The following is a 22924-nucleotide window of genomic DNA, read 5'->3' as shown; positions in this document are numbered from 1 at the left end:
GTGCTTCTCCTTGCAGAGAGTCCGACAAGGGGGCGGGCGGTTCAGCGCGAACGATGAGCGGTGCCGGCGACCAGGTCCCCCAGTAGGGGTGCGGCCGCCGGGTGCAGCCGCCCGCCGGACAGGACGGCCATCGCCCGGCGGCAGCGTTTATCGATCATCTGCTCCACCGCGGCGCGGGCACCAGTGGTCGTGAGAATCCAGGCGGCTTCGGTAGCCCCGTCCTGGTCCAACGCGGGGTCTCCGACCAGGGCATCCAGCCGGGCACGCTGGCAGGCGTCGGCACGCTGGCGCGCGATGGCCAGCAGGACTGTGGCCTTTGCCTCCCGCAGGTCGTCAGTCACTGGCTTTCCGGTAACCGACGGGTCGCCGAACACGCCGAGCAGATCATCGCGAAGTTGGAAGGCCTCACCGAGCGCCCGGCCATACGTCGAGCAGGCCGCGAGCACTTCTCGATCGGCACCGGCCAGCAGCGCGCCGAGCAACAGCGGATGCTCCACGGTGTAAGCGGCCGTCTTGCGGCGCACGATGTCCAGGGCCTGCTCCACGGTACACCGCCGCCCTCCGGTAGCCAACAGGTCGCGGTACTGGCCGGACAGGGTTTGTGCCCGCATGTCATCCAGGGCGGGCCACAGCCGCGCGGCCTTTCCGGCGTCCAGCTCGGCTGCTTGCACCAACTCGTACGACCACCCCAACGTCAGATCGCCGAGCAGGATCGCCGTGCTGGTGCCGAACCAGGCAGGTCGTGGGTGATCGGAATGCAGGGTGGTAACGGCCTGCTGTACGGTAGGGCGCCCACGCCGCGTGAGGCTTTCGTCCATGACGTCATCGTGGATGAGAGCGAACGTGTGGAACAACTCGAGCGAGGCGGCGATCCGCACAACCATGGGATATGGCTTCTCTTCACCGCCCCCTCCTGCGCGCCAGCCACATATGCACAGCACCGGCCGGAGGCGTTTGCCTCCGGACAGGAATTCACGCAGCATCCCGATGAGCATCACCACCACCGGGTCGTCGCTGTGGCGGTCTTGTTTCTGCTCCAGAAAGTCCGCCAGCACGTGATCCACTGCTACGTGCTCCGGCAGCACGGCAGTGACGGTCGTAGACATAGGCGTCCCCTGATTCGTCGTGGAGTGCCTTGGGCGGTCTCGCGCAGCGAGGCCGCTAACGTGTCGAGCTGTTCCAGGGCTTCCGACAATCCGGCCCTGGCCATGTCAGGAGTTGGGCGGACTCATGATGCGAGCTCTACGAGGACGCTCACCTGGCGTCGACGGTCATGCGTAGCGAGCTGAGGCGGGGAAATATGCTGCTGACACTGCGCACGTCCTGGCCCGGGACCAGCGCCAGCGACCATCGGGGGAGCAGAACGACCAGCGTGGCCAGTATTTCGGTCCAAGCGAAGTATTCACCGATGCAGCGGTGCCTGCCTTCACCGAATGGCGCGAAGGCGCCCGGCGGCAGCGCCCGCTCGTCGTCCCTCAGCCAGCGGTCCGGATCGAGCCGCAGCGGATCTGGATAGAGCGAGGCATCCCGATGCAGCGCGTAGGGGCTGTAGCCGATCTGGGTACCGATGGGGAGGGCAACACCGCCCAGCGACAGCGGTTTGACCACCTGCCTGATGATCATCAGGACCGGGTGCAGCCGCAGCACTTCCTGTACGACTCGCCGTGTGTAGTCCATCTGCCCTACCAGCTCGCTAACCGAGAGACCCTTGCCGAGCAGGGTGTTGATCTCGTCCAGCACCTGAGCCTGGACATCCGGCCGTCGGTCCAGTTCGTACAAGACCCAGGTCAAGGTGGTCGCAACGGTCTCAATGCCGACGAACAGCGCACCGATCACCTCGTCGTAGACCTGGTCCATGGTCAAGGGCTGGCCCGTTTCGGGATCCTGGGTTTGCAGGAGCATGCCGAGCGCGTCGCCGTTACCCCCCTCGCGTTCGAGCCGCTTCGTGATCACCTTATTGGTGACCTCGCCGAGCTCACGCAGAGCCTGATCGAACAGGCGCATCCGGGGAAGCGGGAACCGCTCCAGAATCTTGGGGGACTGCACCCGTATCAACAGATTGTCCGTGAGTATCGGCATCGTGCGGCGCACGGTATCGACCATCTCCGCCGACAGGCCCACCCCGAACAGAGAGTCGGCGGTGTTCTCTGTGATGAGGTCGTAGACGGCATGATCCACTTCCACCGTCTGCCCATCTTTCCAGGAGCTCGAGAGCCTTTCGGCGTTGGCCTGGATGTGGCCGACGTACTTTCCCACGGTATTACGGTGAAAGGCGGGCTGCAGGAGACGTCGCCAGTGCAGGTGCACCTGCCCCTCAGCGGTGATGAGCCCGATCTTGGAGACCAGGTCGTGGCGTACCCGGTCGAACATGATTCCACGACGCTGGACGCTGTGCGCCTCGGTGACCAGGATCGCATGAACAAGTTCTGGCCTGGTCAGCATGTAGATGGAGGTCCTGCCGATGTCCATTCGCACGACGTCGCCTCGGGCGCCGAGGGCATCGAAGAAGGCGAAGGGGCTGCGAAGCAGCGACCAAGCATGGCCGATGAACGGCTTTGCTTTCCGAGCGATGGGAACGCCGGAAGGTTTTCCGAAATTCTTCCCGGCAGACGTAAAATGTCGCATCACGGTGCCCCCTTAGGAGCCGTCACTAACTCACAGTACGGTATATGCGGAGGTTGCGAGGTACACGAGCCAATCCCCTGCCAGCCGCCAAGTTGGCAGGCGCGCCATATCACCTTCCGCGCTCTGCGAATCATGATGCATACGTGGACACACCGGGATGGTAGCCAAGAAAACATTTCCAGTCCAGCCTTTCTGCACACCAATCCGCGACCTACATTCTCCGCTGGACGATCAGAAGTCGAAGAGATTACAGGACAGTACAAAGTGCATTTGATTGCGGACCGCTTTCATGTGCACAATAATTAGCACCATCCGAAACTGTCACCATTGCCCGAGAAGCTGACCAGCCAATGCCGGGCATAAGGACCCGGATGCGCGTCGGCCTCGCCCAGTCCGCACCTAGCCCCGTTTTCCGCACGTTGAGTTAGTTGAAGATCGCTGGACTTGCCCTGGTGATCGTCGCGCGGTATCACGTGGCTGGTGAGACAGCGTGCGCAGTGGGGCCAGGCCAGTGTCGAGAAGATGCTGGGAGCATTGCCGGTGGTGGCCGCGTTCTGCTCGCGGTTGCGGATCCGGGAGTTGGTGGATGCGGCTTGCCCGGTGCGGGACGTGGCCGGGTTGACGCACGGGCAGGCGATCGAGGTGCTGGTGGCCAACCGGCTGACCTCGCCGGCGCCGCTGGTGCACGTGCAGGAGTGGGCGCGTGCGTGGGCGGTGGGCGAGGCGTTCGGGGTGGATCCGGAGTTGCTCAATGATGACCGGATCGGCCGTGCGCTGGATGCCATCGCCCCGCACCTCGATCACCTGGTGGGGTCGGTCGGGCTGGCGGCGATCGAAGCGTTCGGGATCGAGACCAGCCGCATGCACTGGGACATGACGTCCATCTCCCTGCACGGCGACTACGCGCAGGCCGAGGAGGGATTCGCCCGCCCCAGGTACGGCCATCCCAAGGACCGGCGGCCGGACTTGAAGCAGATTCAGGCCGGGATCGCGGTGACCGGCGACGGTGCGATCCCGGTGTTCGCGCGGGCTTTCGACGGCGGCGCGGGAGAGGTCAGCCAGGTCGTGGGAACGATGAAGCAGTTACAGCGCTTGGCCTCGGCCCGGCGGCTGCTCATGATCGGTGACTCCAAGCTGATCTCGTATGGGAACCTGGCCGCGATGGATGCCGAGCGGGTGAGTTTCATCGCTCCGGCCTCCAAGACGTACGTGCCGGCCGGTGACCTGGCCGGCCTGGCGCTCGACCAGGCGACCGCAGTGGATTACACCGCCCAGCGCGATGCGGGTAAAGCCGCAGATCAGCGGAGCTCCTGGCACGTACTGGAAGCCGAAGAAGCGATGACGTTGGCCGGACCACTCAAGAGCGACCCGGTGGTATCGGCACGACGCGTGTTCGTACACTCCTCGGCTCGGGCCCAAGCCGCCGCCAACGCCCGGACGTTGAAGCTGTCGCGTGCCCGCGAGGATCTGGAACGTCTGGGGCGCGGGCTGGGCTCGCGGCACTATCCGGACGCGGGCAAGGTCACCGACCGGGTGGCCGTGATCGCCAAGCAGCGGCGGGTCGCCGCCTACCTGCGGACCACCATCGGCACCGATGCCGACACCGGCAAACCCACACTCACCTGGGAATTCGACCAGACAGCCATCGACGCCGAAGCTGCCACCGACGGCTGGTACGCGCTGCTGACCAACCTGGACCCCGAGCAGGCCGACGCCGTACAGGCGCTGCTGCTGTACAAGAAGCAAGAAGCGGTCGAACGCCGCTACGCCGCTTTCAAGGGGCCCTTGGCCGTCACCACGCTCTACCTGAAGAACAACCGGCGCATCGCCGCCCTGATCACCGTGATCTGCCTGGCTCTGCTCATCTTCTGTCTGGTAGAACGCCAGGTCAGACAGGCACTGGCCACGCACGGGCAGAGCAAGGTCAACGGTCTGTACGCCGGTCGGCCTGCCATCCCCACCGGAAACCTGATCTTCCGTGCGCTCGCTACCATGCGCATCATCCCCGGCAGCGGGACCGCACCACCCATCATCCTCCAGCCGACCCCGGCACAGATCAACCTGCTTGATCTGCTTGGGGTCGACCCTCGCGATCTCCGTTGACGATCACGCACCTGCGGAAAACGGGCCTAGCGATCCGGTACCCAGGTGCGCGACGTCGAGGATGACGGGCACGGCCAACGGACCGCATAACAGGTGCGTCTCTGATCGCGCCCGTGCCCTTCACCGCCCGGGCCGTCGTCGATGCCGTCACTGGGGTGCCGGACGGTGGGCATCCGGACGCTGACCATGGGCGTCGGCCGTGTCGCGCTGGGCGGGGATATGCGGCGCTTGGGGTGTTGTGGCCAGGACGTAGCGGATGCGATCGGCAGCCGTGGCGAGCTGGGTGACGTCGGTGATCGGTGCGTTCCAGGACCACGAGAACAGCCATTGATCGTCCCTCGGGGCGACGGAGATGGTCTCTGTCAGGGTGGGGGCTTCGGGGTTGATCACGCGCAGGCGAGGTAGACGGTTGTCTCGGGGGAGCAGACGAGCGTGCAGGCCGAGGTTCTGCAGCGCTTTCTGCAGGTTGCCGAGGTGGGCGGCGGCTTCGGTGGCCACTGCGGCGGTCACTGTGGGGGTGATGGGGTCGGGCATGGAGGACTCCGAACTTGGATGGAGGGCTGCAGGGGTGGGTGTGCTGTTCATGGGGTGGGCGGGGTTGGCGGCTGGGGGTGTTCGGGGCAGGGTTGGGCGCGGCGGGCGTCTCGTCGGGCGAGGTAGACCGCGCGCAGAGCGGCCACGAGGCAGGCGCTCAGCAGGCCCACCACCACGGCTGCGGAGATCGGTTTGGTCACACTGGCCGGGGCCAGCAGCACGAAGGCGATGTAGCCGGCGGTCAACAGCAGCGCCAGCGCACTGATCATCTTCGAACGGGACATGACGAGGAGCTCCAATCGCGGGAAGCGGATTCGAGGAGGCCGGGGGCGGCGGTGATCCAGCCGACGAGAGCGGCGGCGGGGATCGGAGGGCGCGGCGGTGGAAGGCCGTACGGGGTGTCTGGGCCGCATCGCCGCCGCGCCGGTCGGCCTCCCGGGGAGATTTCCGGCACGCCCCGGGCACGTCTTCGCAGGCCGGTTGTCAGAGGACCGTGCCGAGCTTGCGCCAGTCGTTGCCGGGCCTGCGGATCTCGCCCGGGTGCTGCTGGTCGCGGACGCTGACGGCATCGCGGTCGTTGACCGGGGTGTACTCCAGGCACGTCCCCTCGACCGCCTCGTACCGGCTCTGGTCCACGTCGATGTTGTAGAGACCCTCGGCCGACTGCTCAACACCGGGGCCGCGGCCGAGCAGCGCGCCCAGCTTGCGGAAGTCGTCACCGGGCCGCCGGATCTCAATCTCGTGGCGCTCTTTGTCGCGAACGGCGTAGTCGTCGCCGTCCCCGATCACCGCGTACTCGATGCCCGTGCCGTCTAGCAGCGCGAAGTTGGCCTCGTCCACGGTTACCGTTACCGCCCACAGGTCGGGTTGAAGCGATCTGGCTGTCATAAAAGTTCTCCCTTGCGTTGATTCTTCGATGCCGAACACGAGACCCGGCCCGCCGCCCCCCGGCGCAGCGGGCCGGGAGTTTCACGGGCGGGGACCGGCCAAGCGCTGGATGATCGCCACCTGATCATCAGGTCGATGGGGTTGCACGCCACGATCCGCTGCACCCCGGCGGCACCTCCTCCAGCGTGAGCCGCCACGATGGCTTAGCCCTCCAGACCAGCCCCGTTCGTGTGAGGTCGTAGGCGATCCCCCACGAGTGGAAGGTGCTGCGCAGCACGACGAGCTGACGGTCCCGCACGCCGAGCCGCAGCCCATTGCCGTGATCTCGATGTCATGGGCGGTGGGCCCGACGGGAGCGCACAACAACTCGAACATTTCAGGACCTCCATCCCATATGCATGACACCGCGTATTCATTCCGAGAATGAGCGAGCATGATCCGCGGGACGTTTACGCCGTTCAGCAGTAGCGTGACCAGCACAGGGAGCCGCGGTCTAGGCACGGCGTATTGACTCACCTTCACCGCCGTTCACTGGCTCCGGTGAATAGCAGTGAAAGAGATCTCTAGCGCGGTGGAGGCGACGGTGGGTGAGGAGACGTTCGGGCAGGTCCTACGCCGTCTGCGTGGTGATCGAACCCTTGAGGCGGTAGCGAAAGCGGCAGGAATAGCCACCAGCTACGTGCACAAGCTGGAAAACGGGCTCGGCATCCCAAGCCGTAAAGTGTTGCTGGCGCTGGAGGCTGCCACCAATGCGCAAGGTGCGCTTATCGGGGCGGCCGGGAAAGACGGGAAACAATCGGCTCATAATGAGGGGTTTCTTCCCTCTACCGCCAAAACGAGTGCCATGCGTACTCTGGATACAGACGATGCATTCGGGGAGGACGCCACGAACCGCCGCCGACTCCTGGGCGTTGCCGCAGGCTTGGGGATCAGCGCACTGACCCCAACCGAGGCGCTACGCCAGCTCATCAACCTCGACCTGCCCACACCCCACACCGTCGACGACTGGGAACGCGCCTGCGCCGACCACCTGATCGCCGTACGCACCCGCCCACCAGCGGAAGTACAGCAGGACCTGCATTTCGACCTCCTGGCGGCACACCACCAGCTGCACGACATCAGGACACGGCTCGGCGCCGAGGACATCCAGACACGCGGCATGTACCGCGTCGTCGCCGCCCTGGCCGCTTTCCACGCCAACGTGCTGTCCCGACTCGCCCACCATGGAGAAGCGCTGTCCTGGTGGCGCACAGCCGAACGTTCAGCGGACGCCTCCGGCGACATCCACCTGCGACTAGGCATCCGCGGAACCCAGACCGGCCACATTCTGGGCAACAGCCAACTGGCCCCGGACACCGTCCTGAATCTCACCCGCCAGGCCGAGCAACTCGCAGGCGACTCGCGCTCCTACGGCACCGCGTTCATCCTGTGCTCACAGGCGAAGGCACTGACGTTGCTCGGCCACCACGAAGACGCCTACCGCGTGCTGGCGCGCTGCCGCGACATCGTCGAATCCGACCCGGCCAGGCCAACCATCATGCCCAGCTACTGGCGCGGCGGCCAACTGGAATGGACAGACTGCTGGGTCCACGCCGGAGCCGGAGACGAGGATGCGATGGCCGCCAAGCGTGACCAGGTCCTGGCCTCTACCAGCGACTATCAGTACCGCACCTCAGTTGACCTGCTCGTCGCGCTCTCAACGGTGGCCAGCGGCGGCGTGGACGCGGGACTCCAGCAGGTGGCGACAGTACTGGACGAGGTGGAACCGGCTTACCGAACACATGAAATCGCCGTGATAGCGCAGCGAACCTTGCGGGCGGTGCCGATGGATCAGCAAGACCGCCCAGCAGTGCGCGATGTGCGTTCGCTGCTGGCCATCGAGGCCTGACCGGCGGGGCGTCGCTAAAGACGACGCCTTGCCGGGAGGTGGTCGCCAGCGAACGCCGACACCTCGACACTGGGGTCACTCACCGGGTCACCTCCGGCGATGCCAGGACGGGGCACTTAGCAGCGCTCCGGCTTAGGGCCCTCAGGTGGGGGAGTGCCGATCAAGCGAGCTTGCTTACAGCACGCTCCGCTCCAACCATGCGCTGATCGACAGTCTCTTCGGCGGCTCGCCCGCCGCAAGCCGCCGCGCGAGACCCCCAGGTGGTTGCCACGCCGCCACGCCGCCGCGCGTCCGGACGTCTCCGCCAGTGCGTCCCACCGGCGCAGCGTCGTGCGGCCCCCACCGCGCCTGCCCGGGCGCTGACGTGGTCTGCGCTGGTGATCGCATCTGTGAGGCGATGGCCGTTCACCTGGCCTCGCTTTCCCGCGGACGCGACCACGCCTGCCGGCCGGCGCTGAGCTTTACCCGTCCAGCCACGGTTACGCCCGCAGCGCGCCTTCTGGTGCTCCGACTCGCAGCAGTTCATGAGAAGGGGATAGGTCCATGTCGTACCTGCTGCTCAGCCACCACACCCTGCCGTCCGGCATCACTCTGATCGACCTCACCGGGGTGCTGGACGCCTCCACCACATCCCAGCTCGCCGCCTGCATCATCACCGCACGCCGCTCCCGCGCCGACCACCTCATCCTCAACCTGGCCTACGTGCACCGCCTGGCCGAAGCCGGGGTAAACCTGCTGGTCAACGCCGCCGCCCAGCACGCCCGGTACGGCGGCAGCGTGCACCTGGCCCGCGCGAATCATGGAATCGCCCTCATGCTCAAGGTCACCCGCGCCGGTCACACCCTGCCGCTGCACGCCACCATTGACGACGCCCTGCACGACATCCAGACCGCCACCCCCACCGCATGCCGTCCGGATCATGGCCGGCGCGGCACGAGCTCGCGGGCAGCCCCGGCACGGTCCGCCAGCAGAAGGCAGGCCCCGATCCCCGTCAATCAGAGCCCATGAGCACGGCATCGCCCTTCCCGGCCAGATCTTGCCTCCTGCGCCGGGTGGCGGTCTCGGCAAAGGCCCGGCGAGCGGCCATCTCCTGGTAGCGCAGCCGCGCCCCGGCCTGTGCCTGATCCGCCCGCGTACGCGCCCGCTCCGCCCAGGCCATCGCGCTGATCGCCTGTTCCCGGGCCAGCAGGAGACGAACTTGCGCCTGCCGGATGAAGGCCCTTTCCCACGCATCGGCTCCGATCACACCTTCAGCCTGACCTGCCGGGCACGCGATGGCCAGGGGCACGGCCTTCGCAACGGCGAAGAACCGACGGACCCCGCCCACAGGGCGATCCCTCCACCGCCGACAGCGCCGTTTCGCGGCCGCGATGGCAGTTGGCGTCAGGCGCTATGGCACCGGTACTTCGCGTACGAGCCTGGTAGTCCAGCCGCACCAGACAAGGCCGGGCAGGAAGGCCCCGCCGGCCTCGTCGAGGTGGTCTTCGACGTAGGGAATGGTGGCGTCGCAGACTTCGATCGCCACGTCGAAGAAGTCGATCGTGTCGGTGTTCAGGTGGTAGCTCCAGCGCGGGTTGTAGGGAGCCTGGCGCTTGATGATGCGTCCGATGACGTGCGGTCGGTCCTGGCTGGTGCCGCTGAGTAGGTCACGAGCGTGCTGGATCTTGCCGGGGTCCGTGAGCTGGACGACGAACTCTTGGCGGGTGATGTCGCTCATTATGAAGTAGGCTGTGGGCGCTGCTTGGGCGGGTGCGGGGGCAGCGGCGCCGAATGTCGCGATGGCGGTGAGAACCGCGAGAATTCTCGTCAGGGTGCTGGGCATGAAGACCTCTTTCACTACGCGCGACTACTTTAAGTCGCGCTCGCATGCGCTAAGTAATCACGCGAAGGTGAGAACAGCCCCTAACGTCACGGTGACAACGCAGTCACTATCTGCAACGGCCACGTTGAGCTGGCTGTTCTTCGATCCTTACGGGATGCCGGCGCATCCCTCGAACATGATCGCTTTCCTGAACAGGTCGTTGAGGTGGTCCCGGAATCGGGCGAGTTTGATGTTGACGGCTTGGTGATTCACAAGCCGACGCGGTCGCACACCGGCTGATCACTTACCGGCCCGCTCGCCTTCAGCTTCCGGCGTCGGATCAGCTGATGGGGGCTGGGTGAACCGCTGGGCCCGGAGGTGGGCCGCCGCCTGCTCGCGTGCCTGTCTGGCCCGGCGGGTGCTGGCTTGGGCGCGCTCTTGGGTGTCCTGCACATCCGCGAGGAACTGATCCTGCCAGACATTGCCGCCGTCATGGCCGCCCGTCTCCGGCGATGGCGGCCTCACCATCTGGCGCTCGATCTCGGCCTGCTCCCGATCGCCCAGGGTCGCCTCCCGATCACGCGCGGCCTCGGCTCGATCCGTCGCGTCGGTCTGACGGTCCTCGCGCGCCCGCCGCCGATCCTGTCGACCGGCCTCCTCATCAGCCTGCGCCGCCGCCCGCTCCCGGCGTACCGCGGCCCCACTCTTCACGCAACACGGCGCGATCCTTACGGCCGTGCTCGCGAGCATCCCGCCATTCCTGCTCCACCCCGGCGAGGTCCCGACCGCCCCCCGGCTCGCCGGTTCCGTCCCGCTGATCGTCGATGGCTTGATCACGCCGTTCGGCCTCCCACAGCACGTCGCGGAAGGTCCGATCGGCAGCATCGGCCGCCGCCCGGCCCCGCTGCGCCTCACGACCCCGCTCGACGGCGGCACTGTCGCGCTGCTCGGCCACCTCATCGCGTCCGCGAGCGGCACAATCGCGCTTCTCGGCTGCCCGGTCCCGGGCCGCCGCGGCATCGGCACGAGTTTCCGCGCGCTCGCCTGGCGTGACAGGACCGCCTCTGGACTGCTCGGAAGGCGCTCGCGCAGCTCCCTGGCCATCCGTTCGGCCTCGGCGCCAAGCGAATCACCGTGCCCGGCTCGCTCGGCCAGTTTCTGCAGCAGGGCCGCGAGCTCCCATACCTCCCGCTCGTTCAGCATGCCAGGGACCTCCTGCCGGGGATGCTGCCCCCCTTCTTGTGACGTTAGCCCCAACTGAGCCAGGTCACCAACCGACCATAATCAAGACCTGGCCAGCACGTTCTCAACGCCACCAAGCGCTGCTACCTCCCACCGGCATTCCGGACCTCGCATCAGCTTTGAGTGCTGTCCAAGCTGACCCATACGCGATGCCGCTTCTCGGCTGACGCAGTCACCTACGTGTCTGACGTGCCTCAACGCCCTTCAATCTGCTCACCAGCTCGTTCGCTTGACAACCCCAGATCACGAACGCGGCCCTGGTGGGCAAGGGTGCTGTTCGACGTCTCGATCGGTTTCACGGAGGCCGGCGCGCTCTCCCATCCTGGAGAGAGCTTGAGAGAGGAGATCCAGCGAACGTGTCCCGCCCCTTCAAACCCCCAGCAGACCCTTCTGTAGGGTGCCCCTTGGGCCTGGCATTACTGCCCCGCCCGAAAGGCGGATAGCCGACGTCGCAAACTGGGACAACTCGGTCTCGCTATTGGCCCGCCGATGTGCCGGACGCGTGCCGAAGAGCATCTGACGAGCATGAACTTGACCGACTGCGCCTCGCAGAAGACGCCCGAGAATCGAGAAATTGCAGGTCGGACGGGGTGTGGAGTGGTAGGGCGCCCGGGGCTCGAACCCGGAACCTACGGATTAAAAGTCCGCAGCTCTGCCAATTGAGCTAACGCCCCTCGCAACAGCAAGGGTACAGAGATTACCGCCCTGCCCGCGACGCCTCCATCACCGGTAAGCCGCCATCCCGGTAAGCGCCTCCCCAAGCACCAGCGTGTGCACTTCCTGCGTGCCCTCGTACGTCAGCACACTCTCGAGGTTGTTCATGTGCCTGATCACAGGGTACTCCAGGGTGATCCCGTTGCCGCCCAGGATGCTGCGGGCCTGGCGGGCGATGTCCAGGGCCGCTCGTACGTTGGCCAGCTTGCCGAAGCTGATCTGCCGGGGCTCAAGGCGTCCCGCGTCCTTGAGTTCTCCGAGGTGGAGTGCGGTGAGGCCGGCCTGGGCGGTGCCGACGTACATCCAGGCGAGCTTGTCCTGGGTGAGTTGGAAGCCGCCGATCGGTTTGTCGAACTGTACGCGGGTCTTCGCGTAGTCCACGGCAGCCTCCAGGCAGGCGCGGGCGGCGCCCACCACGCCCCAGATGATGCCGAAGCGGGCCTCCGAGAGGCAGGACAGAGGGCCGCGCAGGCCCACGACCTCGGGGAGGACGGCCGAGGCGGGCAGGCGTACGTCGTCGAAGTAGAGGGATGAGGTGACCGAGGCCCTAAGGGACATCTTCTTGTGGATCTCAGGGGCGGAGAAGCCGGGCGTGGAGGTGGGTACGACGAAGCCGCGGACGCCGTCGTCCGTCTGGGCCCACACCACGGCGACGTCGGCGATCGAGCCGTTGGTGATCCACATCTTGGAGCCGTTGAGTATCCAGTCGGAGCCGTCCTTCTTGGCGAAGGTCCGCATGCCGGCGGGGTCGGAGCCGTGGTCGGGCTCGGTCAGGCCGAAGCAGCCGATCGCCTCGCCGGCGGCCATCCGGGGCAGCCATTCCTGCTTCTGCTCCTCCGAGCCGTACCGCCAGATCGGGAACATGGCCAGCGACCCCTGCACCGACACGAAGGAGCGCAACCCGGAGTCGCCGGCCTCCAGTTCGCGGCAGGCCACCCCGTACGAGATCGCGTCCGTGCCCGCGCAGCCGTACCCTTGGAGGTGCATCCCCAGCAGCCCGAGGGAGCCGAGGGCGGGGGCCAGGTCGCGCGCCGGGAAGACGGCCTCCTCGAACCAGTCTCCGACGTGCGGCAGGACGCGGTCGGCGACGAAGGACCTGACCGTGTCGCGGATGAGGCGCTGGTCGGCGTCGAGCTTGTCGTCCAGGCGCAGCAGGTCGTCCATGTCGGGTCCTCTCCCAGGTACGGGTGCAAGGGGGACTACCAGGGTTCTACCAGGGGCAATCCTGATGTGCGAATGCCGGGTGCCCGGGCAGTCTTGAGACATGAGCGAATACAGCGGATACAACGTCAAGAAGCTGCGTCGGACCCAGAAGGGCAGGATCATCGCGGGCGTCTGCTCCGGGGTCGGCCAGTACGTCGGGATCGACGCCAACCTGGTCAGGATCGCGCTGGCGATCGCGACGCTGTTCGGTGGGATGGGCGTCGCGCTGTACGCGATCGGCTGGCTCCTCATGCCGGACGAGGAGCACGACAGCTCCATCGTCCAGGACCTCGTCAACAAGCAGCAGGACCGCCGGTCGAACCCGACGCACACGGACTGGAGCGGCGAGCAGAAGCCCCAGCAGTGAGCGGGCTGAGGCATGGGCCGGAAGGTCCAGCCGTGGTCAGGCGGTGGCCTGGGCGCGTACCTGGGCCGGTTTGTCGCGGGACTCGGTCCAGATCATGGCCAGCACGGCCGCGCTGATCACCCCGGCGATCCCCGCCAGCGCGATCACCGGCTCAGGGCCGAGTCTCTCCGCCGCGAAGCCGCCCACCAGGATCCCGAGCCCCTGTACGGCCATCAGCCCCGACTGCACGAGCCCGAACGCCTGGGCGCGGCGTTCGGCCGGTACACACTGCACGAAGGCGGCATTGGCCGCGAGCTGGTACGCCCCACCGATCCCCGACAGAACCCACGCCGCCAGGACGACGGCCAGAGGCGGGCGGATCGCGGTCACGATCAGGGGCGCGCAGCTCAGGATGGCCATCCAGCCCATGAGCCGCAGCCGCCGCGCGGGCGAGACGAACCTGCTGAACAGGAACGCCCCCAGGACCGTCCCCGCGGGCATCGCCGCCATCAGCAGCCCGGTGATCACCGGAGCGGGCAGCGCGTCGGTGGCGAGCCTGGCCGCGTACGGCGCCGCGATGCCTTCGGGCAGGATGTAGAAGCCGCACAACCAGGCGAACAACACCAAGGTCCGCAACTTGCGCGAACCGAACACCAGCCGGGCCCCGCTCGTGGTCATCGTCCACATGGACGGCTTGGACGCGTCGCGGTTGGCGGCGGGCCGGCGGCTCACGCCCGAGATCAGGATCAGCGCCGATCCCAGGAAGGTGGCCGCGTCAAGGGCGAGGGCGCGGTACGGGCCCATGGTGGCGATCAGCGCTCCGCCCGTGGCGAAACCGAGCATCTGCACCGCCTGGTTCGTCATGTTCTGCAGCGCCGAGCCGATGACGTACGCGTCCCCTTCGAGCACCTCGGGCAGCAAGGCCGCCCGCGCGGCCGAGAACGGGGCGCTGAGCAGCACCACCAGGAACACCAGCACGCACAGCGCCCAGAACGGCACGCCCGGCACCGCCATCACGCCCACCAGCGCCGCCCGCAGGACGTCGCAGGTCAGCATGACGCCCCGGTGCGCGAACCGGTCGGCCAGCCCCGCCAGCAGCGGGCCACCGACGATGGAGGGCAGGTACGTCAGCGCGTACACCGCCGCCGTGGCCAGCGCCGAGCCCGTTCTGTCGTAGACGAGGACGGCGAGCGCCACCTGCGCGAGTTGGTCGCCGAGGAGTGACAGGCCCTGGCCATACCAGAGCGCCCGGAACTCCCTGATGGCGATGACTTCCCGGTATGTGACTTGTCGTACTGCTCCGGCACGGCGATGCCGTCCCGGCGGCCGTTGCGCCCGCATGGCCCCCACTGGACTCCGCTGTGCCTGACTCAGGGTACTCGCTATGTGACCTAAGGTGCCCGACGGGTGGGGCGGGCCGCAACCGAAAGCAGCCAACCAAAAGCAAAGGGTTACCAGCCCAGTTCGTGAAGCCGGGCGTCGTCGATGCCGAAGTGATGGCCGACCTCATGCACGACCGTGATGCGGACCTCGTCGATCACGTCGTCCTCGCTATCGCAAATTTCACATATGGGATTGCGGTAGATCTCGATGCGGTCGGGCAGAACTGCTGAGTACCAGTCGCCACGTTCGGTGAGGGGGACACCGGTGTACAAGCCGAGCAAATTGGGCTCGGGCGGGTCATCGACGACTGTGACGACGACGTTGCTCATGACGCGCGTGAGCTCCGCCGGGATCGTGTCCAACGCCTCGGCCACGAGCTCTTCGAATTTCTCCCGCGTAACCTCGATCACCCTCGCCATTCTAGGTAAGCAAGTAACCGTATGAAGTTCGCGCACAGGTCAAAGGCCATTCTTCGATCACGTGGCGCGAGGATCGCGGCTGTGCTCCTCGTGGCGGCCGTGGGCGCCTGGCTCGGGATCTTTCTCAGCGGCACCGTACGCGCGCAGGTGGGCCCCGTGGAGACCGGCATGTCCCTGCGGCCGGCCTGGGACGGCGAGACGGTCGTGGACGCCAGCCCGCTCGGCACGCTCACCTTCCAGACCCACGCCGCGCCGCTGCGCCTGCGCATCACGCTGGAGAACATCGATCAGGAACGCGCCAAGGTCCTGCTCGAAGACCCGCGCCTGGCCGACCGCCTGCCGGGCGTGATCGAAGAAGACCTGCTGGAGGGCGTCCGGGCCCTGCTGATCCGCTCGTTGCTCTGTGCGGGCGCCGGAGCGCTCATCGCCGTCCTGATGGTCTTCAGACGCCCGAGAACGGCCCTGGTGGGCCTTCTGGCGGCTTCTGTAGCCCTCGCCGCCACGGGAGCCCTCGCGGCTCTCACGTTCCGTCCCGATTCGCTCGTGGAGCCGCGCTACTCGGGCCTGGTGGCCGCCGCCCCGTCGCTCGTCGGCAGCGCGGAGTCGATCGTCACCCGCTTCGAGTCGTACCGGTCCCAGCTCACCAAGCTCGTGACGAACGTCTCGAAGCTCTACGAAACAGTCTCGACCCTGCCCCTGTACGACGCCGACCCCAAGACCATCCGGGTCCTGCACATCTCCGACATCCATCTCAATCCCATCGCGTGGAACGTCATCCGCTCGCTCAAGGACCAGTTCGCCGTGGACTTCGTCGTCGACACGGGCGACATCTCCGACCATGGCACCAAAGCGGAGAACAAGTTCGTCGACGAGATCTCCACCCTGAAGGTCCCGTACGTGTTCGTACGCGGCAACCACGACTCGATGACCACCCAGAAAGCGGTCGAGAAGCAGAAGAACGCCATCGTCCTGGACAACGAGTCGAAAGAGGTCGCCGGGCTGAACATCTACGGCCTCGGCGACCCCCGATTCACCCCGGACAAGAGCGTCACCGTCGACTCCGACCCGGCGGCCCTCACCCGGTTCGGCGCCGCCCACCTGGCCAAGGCCAGGGCCGCCAAGCCGGACCTGATCGCCGTGCACGACGGGGAGGTCGGCAAGGGCTTCTCCGGCGGCGCCCCCATGATCCTGGCCGGCCACACCCACGAACGCAGGACCAACATGTTCCCGACCGGCACCCGCATGCTCGTCCAGGGCAGCACGGGCGGAGCCGGGTTGCGCGCGCTCGAACACACCCAGCCGACCCCCGTACAGGCCTCGGTCCTGTATTTCGACAAGGAGAGCAAACGCCTCCAGGCCTGGGACGACATCACGCTCGGCGGGCTGGGGGAGCAGTCGGTGTACATCCAGCGTCACGTGGAGCCCGACCCACAACGTATGATTTCCCCGGAGCCAACGACCGCCCCGTCGCCAACGGGATCGGTTACTGGCACGCCACCTTCGCCGGTCGCCGGTCCGCCACTTTGGCATCAAGGGCAATCGTCCCCTATGCTTCAGAGGTCTCCCGACGGAAGGCGACAGGGAAACCTAAGCCCCCATCGTCTAGCGGCCTAGGACACCGCCCTTTCAAGGCGGCGGCACGGGTTCGAATCCCGTTGGGGGCACCGCGAGCGTTTGGCGCACCAAGAAAACGGCTGGTCGAAGACCACCGAAGAGCTGGTAAGCTAAACGAGCGCAAACAGAACGAAAGCAAGAAGCAAGGTCCTGTAGAGCAGTTTGGAGTGCTCGCCACCCTGTCAAGGTGGAGGTCGCGGGTTCAAGTCCCGTCAGGACCGCTCTAGGTCAGGTAGCTCAGTTGGTACGAGCGTCCGCCTGAAAAGCGGAAGGTCGGCGGTTCGACCCCGCCCCTGACCACATTATATGACCAGCAGAAACGCCCCGAACGAATCATCGTCCGGGGCTTTTTTGATGCTGCCAACCGCAACGGCCATACCGGCGACATACCGGCGCTCACTACGCTGACGGGCTCGTACCTGATCTTGCCCGAAGGAACTCCCGTGATCCGTCTCGCGCTCGTGACCGTCTTAGCTGCCCTGCTGTCGATGACCCCCGGCGTATCCCTTGCCGGGACTCCGGGTGCGCTGGGCACGGCGGGCAACCTCATGCGTGAGGAGCAGCCGCGCGCCGACGGCATCAGGCACGTGGACACCAAGGCGATCATCGCGGGGCTGAAGGCGCTCAACGCGAACACCTACGTCTATCCGATGGCCGGCGACAACGTGCACTGGACCGATCTGCGGGAGGAGTTCCTGCCGGCGGCGGACGCCGCGGGGATCGACGTCTGGGTGCTGGTGTACTCGCCGAGCCAGCAGGGCTGCTGCGTGTCCCGGCCGTTCAAGCACGACTACGTCGCCTGGTCCCGGGAGATCGCGACCCTCGCCAAGAGCCACCCGAACCTGGTCGGCTGGACGGTGGACGACTACGCCTACGACCTCAAAACGTTCACCCCCGCCTACGTCGGGCAGATGCGGTCGGTGGCCAGGGCGATCAGTCCCGCGCTCAGGTTCGTGCCGACCGTCTACTACGCCCAGTTCACCGACGCGTTCATCGCCGAGCAGATCCCGCTGGTGGACGGGGTGGTCTTTCCCTTCCGTGATGAGCCGTACCGGGACACCTCCTGGTCGTGGAGCCTGTCGTACCAGGTGCGGCAGCTCGCCGAGCGGTTGCCCGGCACCGAGGTGTACCTGATGCCGTACGCGCACCCGCTGAGCCACGCGGCACAGAAGCCGACCGTGTCCTACGTCGAGGCGGTCACCAGGAAGGGGATCGAGCACGTCCGCAGCGGGGAACTCGCCGGGGTCCTGCAGTACAAGCTTCCGTTCGTCTCCCGTGACCAGGCATGGACGCGTCCCGCGGGCGACAACCTGGCTCGTACGGGCGGCGGGCGGTTGAGCTTCGTTGTTCAGAAGCAGACGGTCACCAAGGCGGGCATGGCGTGCGGCGCGACGCGGAAGACCGTTCTGACCTCCGGGGCGGCCAGGCGGGTGGTGAGCTTCTGGCACCGTGACGGCCGCGGGCCGCAACATCCGGCCGGATACCACGTCAAGCAGCTCCTGCTCAACGGCAAGGTGGTCTGGGAGCGCGACGTCGCCTCCGACGCGGCGAATACCTGGGCGAAGGCGACGGTCGACCTCACGGCCAAGCTGAGCGGGGTGACGAGCGCGACGCTGCAATGGCGCCTGTACGAGCGCAAGGGCGTGAGCGACTACTTCATCGACGTCAGCGTGGACGACATCGCGCTCACCGGCCTGGCGATGGACGACCCCGGCGTGGAGAACGCCGCGGTCTGGACGCCCGCCCTGGCCCGCCAGGGCGGCGCGGTCTACTGCTCCGCCCAGATCTACCACGAGAACTACGGCGCCGACCTCGGTGCGCGCATCGCCAAGTTGTACGCCGCCGGGTGAGGCTTGCTTCTTCGGGAGAAACGGCATTGACATGGCGCTGATTTACTGTTCGCACGGGCGGCAATACAGCGTGCGATTGTGACTTGCGTGCGTTTGGCGGAAATGGAACCTAATGCGCCGGAGTGGCGGTCTAACGACAGACGAAAGGACGAAGAGTAAGCGGGCGGCGACGCGCTGAAAGGTCCGGGGTGCGGCGGTTCCGGGGGGCGATGGTGCTGGTCTCGCCCCTATCTGCCGTTTCGGCCGGGTTTTGTGGCGAGCCGGCCGCGCGTGTTCTCGATAGTGGGTTCCGTCAGCGGCGCGGTTGCGTGAAATAACAAACGGGCCCCTACGGTGGAAGCGCTTTTTCACATATGTCACGAGGACAGTTCCTCCGCCGCCAGGCAAGCTGTTGCTGCTCACAAACACGCCGGTAAACGCAGGTGACAACGGCTGTCAGTGCGGTTGCCGGCGTACCTCGCCGGAGGAGGAACGATGCAGGGACGAATCAAGAAGAGGATAGCCTCGGTGATCGCGCTCGCCGCCGCGGCGTCGGTGGTCGTCGTCGGGTCGGCAGGGACAAGCCAGGCGTCGGCCGGCGCAAGCCAGGCGTCGGCAGGGACAAGCCAGGCGAAGAACGCGGCGGTCATGACCACGCCGAAGCTCCAGGCGTTCGGAATCACGGCCGACGGCACGCGGATGGCCGCGTTCAAGACCGACGCCCCCTGGCAGCTCGACTGGTTCAGGCGGATCACGGGCCTGGTCACCGACACCGCCGCGATCGGGATCGACTGGCGCATCCAGGACCGCAAGCTCTACCTGGTCGGCAACTACGGCGGCATCTACACGATCACGTTCCCGACCGACACCCAACCGGACGTGATCGTCTCGAAGGTCTCGCAGCTCACCGTGGGGCTCAAGGGCACGGCGTTCGGCGTCGACTTCAACCCCGCCGCCGACCGGCTGCGCGTGATCAGTGACACCGGGCAGAACCTGCGGCACGACCTCAACACCAACACCACGGTGACGGACAGCTTCTTAACCTCGGCGCCGGGCAGCATGCCGATCACCGACGTGACCGCCGCCGCGTACACCAACAACGACCTCAACAACGCCACCGCGACCACGCTGTTCGACATCAACACCTACACCGACCAGGTCGTCATCCAGTCGCCGGCCAACCTCGGACTGCTGTCGCCCACCGGATCCCTCGGCGTGGACGCCGACCTCAACGCCGGCCTGGACATCTTCTCCGACCTGAACAGTAGCGGCAAGACCGTCGCCAACACCGCCTTCGCCACCCTCCTGGTGAACGGGGACCCGACGCTCTACATGGTCGACCTGCTCACTGGCACGACCACCCCCGCCGCCTCGGACCCGGTCTTCCCCGCGGACATCCGTGACATCGCCATAGCCCTCGACACCTACTGACACCCCTGGTTCGACCAGCGACAGTCAGCCCGCGCCTGCTCCCGGCGCGGGCTTTCCCGCGTTCGCGCCCGCTCGAAGACCTCCGGCGACATAGGTTTCAGGAAACGGCGACGGCGGAACGCGGGAGAAGGAGCACGGCGAGTGCCCGAAGTGACGATTCGACTGCTCGGTCCGTTCGAGGTACGGCTGCGGGATCGTACGGTGCGGATCAACTCCAAGCGGCAGCGGGCGTTGCTGGCGAGCCTGGCCCTGACCGCCGGCCAGGTCGTGCCGGTCGAGGTGCTGGCCGAGCGGATCTGGGGGGCCGAGCTGCCGGCCAGCCCGCGTGAGGCGGTGCAGAACAACGTGCATCGGCTGCGCCGGCTGCTCGGGCCAGAGCTGGTGCGGAGCGCGGTGGACGGCTACCTGCTCGACGTCGATCCGGACGAGGTGGACGCGGCGCGGTTCGGCACGCTGGCGCGGGCGGCGGAGCAGGCCGAAGGGGAGGAGCCGGCGCGGGCCCGGGAGCTGCTGCGGCAGGCGCTGGAGTTGTGGCGGGGCGAGCCGCTGGGGGATGTCGCGTCGGACTCGCTCGAACGGGATCACGCGCCCGCGCTGACCGAGCGCCACCTGGCGGCCGTGGAGCGGCGGATCGATCTGGACCTGCGGATCGGTGACCGGGCGCCGAGCGAGCTGATCGCCGAGTTGCGGACGCTGACCGCGCGGTTCCCGGTGCGGGAGTCGCTTTGGGAGCGGCTGCTGACCGTGCTGATCGGAGATGGGCGTCAGGCCGAGGCGCTGGAGACGTACGAGAGGGTGCGGAGCCTGCTGGCCGCCACGCTCGGCGCCGATCCTTCGGCCGAGTTGCGCCGGCTGCACCAGCGGCTGCTGGCCGGCGAGGCCCCGAGCCCGGAGCCCGCCGCGCCCGAGCGATGGCGGGTGACGCCGCGGGAGCTGCCGCAGGCGCCGGGCGGGTTCGCCGGGCGGGCGGCCGAGCTGGCGGCGCTGGATGAGGAGCTGGACCGGTGGGGGGACGGCGCGCTCGGGCTGGTGGCGATCCACGGGGTCGGCGGGGCGGGGAAGTCGGCGCTCGCGGTGCACTGGGCCTGGCGCCGGCAGGAACGTTTCCCCGACGGGCAGCTCCACCTCGACCTGCGCGGGTACGGGCCGGGGCAGCCGGTGACGCCCGAGGCGGCGCTCGGGCGGCTGCTGCGGGCGATCGGCACGCCGCCCGAGCGGGTGCCGGGCGACGCGGGGGAGGCGGCGGCGCTGCTGCGCAGCAGGCTCGCCGGGCGGCGGATGTTGCTGGTCCTCGACAACGCCTACGACGCCGAGCACGTACGGCCGCTGCTGCCGGGCTCGCACTGCTTCGTCATCGTCACCAGCAGGAGCGGGCTGCGCGGGCTGGCCGTACGCGATGGGGCGCGGCGGCTGGTGTTGCGGGAGTTGCCCGACGCCGACGCGCTGGAGCTGCTGACGGCGGCCATCTCGCGGGAGCGGGCGGTGGCCGAGCCGGAGGCGCTGGCCGAGCTGGCCCGGCTGTGCGGGCGGTTGCCGCTGGCGTTGCGGATCGCGGCCGAGCTGGGCTCGCGGTATCCCGACCGCTCGCTCGCCGCGCTGGTGGAGGACCTGCGGCAACATCGCAGCCCGCTGGACGCCCTCGCCGACACCGATCCGGTGTCCGACCTGCGTACGGTGTTCTCCTGGTCCTACGACCTGCTTCCGCCCGACCTGGCCGGCACGTTCTCCCGCCTCGGCAGCTACCCGGGCGGCGACATCGGGGTGCCGGGCGCGGCCGCGCTGCTGGACGTGGCGCCGCCCGCGGCGCGCGGGCTGCTCGACCGGCTCGCCGCCGTGCACCTGGTCGAGGAGCCCCGGCCGGGCCGGTTCCGGCTGCACGACCTGCTGCGCGAGTACGCCGTGGAACGGGCGCCCGAGGACGGCGCGCAGGCGGCGCTGCGACGGGTGCTGGACTGGCACCTGAGGGCGGCGCACCACGCGCGGATCGTGCTCGGCTACTCGCGTCCCGCCCCGATCCTGGGCTCCATCGATGAGAGCGCGGTTCCGCTGCCCGAGCTGCGGAGCACCCGTGAGGCCTTCGACTGGTTCGCAGAAGAGCGCGAGACGCTGGTCGCGGCCGTCGGCGCGGCGGAACGGAACGGACTGTCGGAGCACGGCTGGCAACTGGCCTACGACCTGCGGGACTTCTTCGACAGGACGCGCTACTTCGCGGACTGGCTGGCGGTCGGCCGGTGGGGGCTGGAGTGCGCCCACCGGCTCGGTGATCCGCTGGCGGGCTACCGCGCGGCGCTCTCGCTCGGCGGTGCGCACTCCTTGAGCGGCGCGTACGACGACGCCGAGGCGATCTGGAGCATCGCCCTTGAGCACGCCGAGCGCCTCGGCGATCCCGCGGCCGTCTCCCGCGCCCTGAGCGTGCTCGGGCTGAACTGCGAGCGGGCCGACGACTTCGACCGCGCGTGCGAGTACGGCGAACGGGCCGTGGCAGCCGCGCGGTCGGCGCCCGACCTGATCCGGGGACACGCGCTGCTCAACTACGGGGCCACCGAGGTGCGGGCGGGGCGCTACGCCTCCGCCATCGGGCACAACGGCGAGGCGTTGGCGATCTACCGTGCGCTGGGCGCCCAGCAACAGTCGAGCGCATTGATCAACCTCGCGTGCGCGTACGAGCGGATGGCCGACTACCCGCCGGCGCTGGCGCACTGCCAGGAGGCGCTGCGGCTCGTTCGCGAGTGGTCCGACCTGAGCGGGCAGGTCAGCGCGTTGACGACCCGGGGCGACATCGAACTGGCGATGGGCCGGCCGCAGACCGCGCGCGCCTCATGGGAGGAGGCGCGCGGGTTGCTTGAGCCGGCGGATCCCGGGAACGCGCAACTCGTGCGGCGGCTCGAAGACCTGGACCGCTGA

At 67.7% G+C, this 22924-nt stretch carries 20 protein-coding genes and 4 tRNA genes; 11 read left to right on the top strand and 13 right to left on the bottom strand.

From position 1 onward, the window contains the following. Positions 1-41: 41 nt before the first annotated feature. The gene (locus AB0I81_RS50825) at positions 42-1106 is read right to left on the bottom strand and encodes a polyprenyl synthetase family protein (protein WP_360674476.1); all 1065 of its coding nucleotides are present in this window, start codon (positions 1104-1106) and stop codon (positions 42-44) included. 148 nt (positions 1107-1254) lie between these two features. Then, complete coding sequence (locus AB0I81_RS50820) at positions 1255-2625, bottom strand: cytochrome P450 (RefSeq protein ID WP_360674628.1); 1371 nt, start codon at positions 2623-2625, stop codon at positions 1255-1257. 522 nt (positions 2626-3147) lie between these two features. On the opposite strand from AB0I81_RS50820, the gene AB0I81_RS50815 reads away from it, so the two are divergent. After that, positions 3148-4728, top strand: coding sequence for an IS1634 family transposase (locus tag AB0I81_RS50815; RefSeq protein WP_360674625.1), 1581 nt, complete (start codon positions 3148-3150; stop codon positions 4726-4728). A 147-nt stretch (positions 4729-4875) separates the two neighbouring features. Here AB0I81_RS50815 and AB0I81_RS50810 read toward each other — a convergent pair whose 3' ends face one another. The 3 genes from AB0I81_RS50810 to AB0I81_RS50800 form a co-directional block, all read right to left on the bottom strand. Continuing rightward, a complete protein-coding gene (locus tag AB0I81_RS50810; protein WP_360674474.1) occupies positions 4876-5262 on the bottom strand; it encodes a hypothetical protein in 387 nt (128 codons plus the stop codon). A gap of 47 nt (positions 5263-5309) precedes the next feature. Then, positions 5310-5546, bottom strand: coding sequence for a hypothetical protein (locus tag AB0I81_RS50805; RefSeq protein ID WP_360674471.1), 237 nt, complete (start codon positions 5544-5546; stop codon positions 5310-5312). A 199-nt stretch (positions 5547-5745) separates the two neighbouring features. Further along, positions 5746-6150, bottom strand: coding sequence for a hypothetical protein (locus AB0I81_RS50800; RefSeq protein ID WP_360674468.1), 405 nt, complete (start codon positions 6148-6150; stop codon positions 5746-5748). A 583-nt stretch (positions 6151-6733) separates the two neighbouring features. On the opposite strand from AB0I81_RS50800, the gene AB0I81_RS50795 reads away from it, so the two are divergent. Both AB0I81_RS50795 and AB0I81_RS50790 read left to right on the top strand, forming a co-directional pair. Next, positions 6734-8038, top strand: coding sequence for a helix-turn-helix transcriptional regulator (locus AB0I81_RS50795; protein ID WP_360674465.1), 1305 nt, complete (start codon positions 6734-6736; stop codon positions 8036-8038). Between the two features lie 543 nt (positions 8039-8581). Beyond that, positions 8582-9046 carry an STAS domain-containing protein gene (locus AB0I81_RS50790; RefSeq protein WP_360674462.1) on the top strand — a complete coding sequence of 155 codons (465 nt, stop codon included), beginning with the start codon at positions 8582-8584 and terminating at the stop codon, positions 9044-9046. Here the strand turns inward: AB0I81_RS50790 and AB0I81_RS50785 are convergent. From AB0I81_RS50785 to AB0I81_RS50760, 6 genes are all read right to left on the bottom strand, one after another. Further along, positions 9030-9284, bottom strand: a complete 255-nt coding sequence (locus AB0I81_RS50785) for a hypothetical protein (RefSeq protein ID WP_360674459.1) — start codon at positions 9282-9284, stop codon at positions 9030-9032. The two genes, AB0I81_RS50790 and AB0I81_RS50785, sit on opposite strands and share 17 nt — an antisense overlap. A 144-nt stretch (positions 9285-9428) precedes the next feature. Then, the gene (locus AB0I81_RS50780) at positions 9429-9860 is read right to left on the bottom strand and encodes a calmodulin-binding protein (RefSeq protein ID WP_360674456.1); all 432 of its coding nucleotides are present in this window, start codon (positions 9858-9860) and stop codon (positions 9429-9431) included. A 279-nt stretch (positions 9861-10139) separates the two neighbouring features. Further along, the gene (locus AB0I81_RS50775; protein WP_360674453.1) at positions 10140-10550 is read right to left on the bottom strand and encodes a hypothetical protein; all 411 of its coding nucleotides are present in this window, start codon (positions 10548-10550) and stop codon (positions 10140-10142) included. Next, complete coding sequence (locus tag AB0I81_RS50770; protein ID WP_360674451.1) at positions 10501-10794, bottom strand: hypothetical protein; 294 nt, start codon at positions 10792-10794, stop codon at positions 10501-10503. Before AB0I81_RS50770 ends, AB0I81_RS50775 begins: the two co-directional genes overlap by 50 nt. 885 nt (positions 10795-11679) lie before the next feature. Beyond that, positions 11680-11755: transfer RNA gene (locus tag AB0I81_RS50765), tRNA-Lys, on the bottom strand. 49 nt (positions 11756-11804) lie between these two features. Continuing rightward, on the bottom strand, positions 11805-12959 hold the full coding sequence (locus AB0I81_RS50760) for an acyl-CoA dehydrogenase family protein (RefSeq protein ID WP_360674448.1): 1155 nt from the start codon (positions 12957-12959) through the stop codon (positions 11805-11807). A gap of 100 nt (positions 12960-13059) precedes the next feature. Between AB0I81_RS50760 and AB0I81_RS50755 the strand changes: the two genes are divergently transcribed. Further along, complete coding sequence (locus AB0I81_RS50755) at positions 13060-13365, top strand: PspC domain-containing protein (protein ID WP_360674445.1); 306 nt, start codon at positions 13060-13062, stop codon at positions 13363-13365. Between the two features lie 36 nt (positions 13366-13401). Here AB0I81_RS50755 and AB0I81_RS50750 read toward each other — a convergent pair whose 3' ends face one another. Further along, a complete protein-coding gene (locus AB0I81_RS50750; protein ID WP_360674442.1) occupies positions 13402-14685 on the bottom strand; it encodes an MFS transporter in 1284 nt (427 codons plus the stop codon). 110 nt (positions 14686-14795) lie between these two features. Then, positions 14796-15137 (bottom strand): metallopeptidase family protein, encoded by a 342-nt coding sequence (locus AB0I81_RS50745; protein ID WP_360674439.1) that lies wholly within the window; start codon positions 15135-15137, stop codon positions 14796-14798. A 90-nt stretch (positions 15138-15227) separates the two neighbouring features. Between AB0I81_RS50745 and AB0I81_RS50740 the strand changes: the two genes are divergently transcribed. From AB0I81_RS50740 to AB0I81_RS50710, 7 genes are all read left to right on the top strand, one after another. After that, the gene (locus tag AB0I81_RS50740) at positions 15228-16760 is read left to right on the top strand and encodes a metallophosphoesterase (RefSeq protein WP_360674436.1); all 1533 of its coding nucleotides are present in this window, start codon (positions 15228-15230) and stop codon (positions 16758-16760) included. After that, positions 16738-16810 (top strand) — tRNA-Glu (locus AB0I81_RS50735). The genes AB0I81_RS50740 and AB0I81_RS50735 overlap by 23 nt, the downstream gene beginning before the upstream one ends. 96 nt (positions 16811-16906) lie before the next feature. Beyond that, a tRNA-Asp gene (locus AB0I81_RS50730) sits at positions 16907-16981 on the top strand. Positions 16982-16986: 5 nt separating this feature from the next. Then, a tRNA-Phe gene (locus AB0I81_RS50725) sits at positions 16987-17060 on the top strand. A 143-nt stretch (positions 17061-17203) separates the two neighbouring features. Next, a complete protein-coding gene (locus AB0I81_RS50720) occupies positions 17204-18610 on the top strand; it encodes a hypothetical protein (protein ID WP_360674433.1) in 1407 nt (468 codons plus the stop codon). A gap of 474 nt (positions 18611-19084) precedes the next feature. After that, complete coding sequence (locus tag AB0I81_RS50715; RefSeq protein ID WP_360674430.1) at positions 19085-20020, top strand: DUF4394 domain-containing protein; 936 nt, start codon at positions 19085-19087, stop codon at positions 20018-20020. A gap of 141 nt (positions 20021-20161) precedes the next feature. Next, entirely contained in the window at positions 20162-22924 is a 2763-nt protein-coding gene (locus AB0I81_RS50710) for a BTAD domain-containing putative transcriptional regulator (protein ID WP_360674427.1), read from the top strand.

This window comes from Nonomuraea sp. NPDC050404, from assembly GCF_040655495.1.
Classification (GTDB): Bacteria; Actinomycetota; Actinomycetes; order Streptosporangiales; family Streptosporangiaceae; genus Nonomuraea.
Note: the sequence above shows the minus strand (reverse complement) of the source record. Positions and strands in the feature narration are given on the sequence as shown.

Bases quoted from the DNA above. Each gene is read 5' to 3' on its own strand.
- AB0I81_RS50825 (WP_360674476.1), bottom strand. From the start codon at position 1,106: ATGTCTACGACCGTCACTGCCGTGCTGCCGGAGCACGTAGCAGTGGAT.
- AB0I81_RS50820 (WP_360674628.1), bottom strand. From the start codon at position 2,625: ATGCGACATTTTACGTCTGCCGGGAAGAATTTCGGAAAACCTTCCGGC.
- AB0I81_RS50815 (WP_360674625.1), top strand. From the start codon at position 3,148: ATGCTGGGAGCATTGCCGGTGGTGGCCGCGTTCTGCTCGCGGTTGCGG.
- AB0I81_RS50810 (WP_360674474.1), bottom strand. From the start codon at position 5,262: ATGCCCGACCCCATCACCCCCACAGTGACCGCCGCAGTGGCCACCGAA.
- AB0I81_RS50805 (WP_360674471.1), bottom strand. From the start codon at position 5,546: ATGTCCCGTTCGAAGATGATCAGTGCGCTGGCGCTGCTGTTGACCGCC.
- AB0I81_RS50800 (WP_360674468.1), bottom strand. From the start codon at position 6,150: ATGACAGCCAGATCGCTTCAACCCGACCTGTGGGCGGTAACGGTAACC.
- AB0I81_RS50790 (WP_360674462.1), top strand. From the start codon at position 8,582: ATGTCGTACCTGCTGCTCAGCCACCACACCCTGCCGTCCGGCATCACT.
- AB0I81_RS50780 (WP_360674456.1), bottom strand. From the start codon at position 9,860: ATGCCCAGCACCCTGACGAGAATTCTCGCGGTTCTCACCGCCATCGCG.
- AB0I81_RS50760 (WP_360674448.1), bottom strand. From the start codon at position 12,959: ATGGACGACCTGCTGCGCCTGGACGACAAGCTCGACGCCGACCAGCGC.
- AB0I81_RS50755 (WP_360674445.1), top strand. From the start codon at position 13,060: ATGAGCGAATACAGCGGATACAACGTCAAGAAGCTGCGTCGGACCCAG.
- AB0I81_RS50750 (WP_360674442.1), bottom strand. From the start codon at position 14,685: ATGCGGGCGCAACGGCCGCCGGGACGGCATCGCCGTGCCGGAGCAGTA.
- AB0I81_RS50715 (WP_360674430.1), top strand. From the start codon at position 19,085: ATGCAGGGACGAATCAAGAAGAGGATAGCCTCGGTGATCGCGCTCGCC.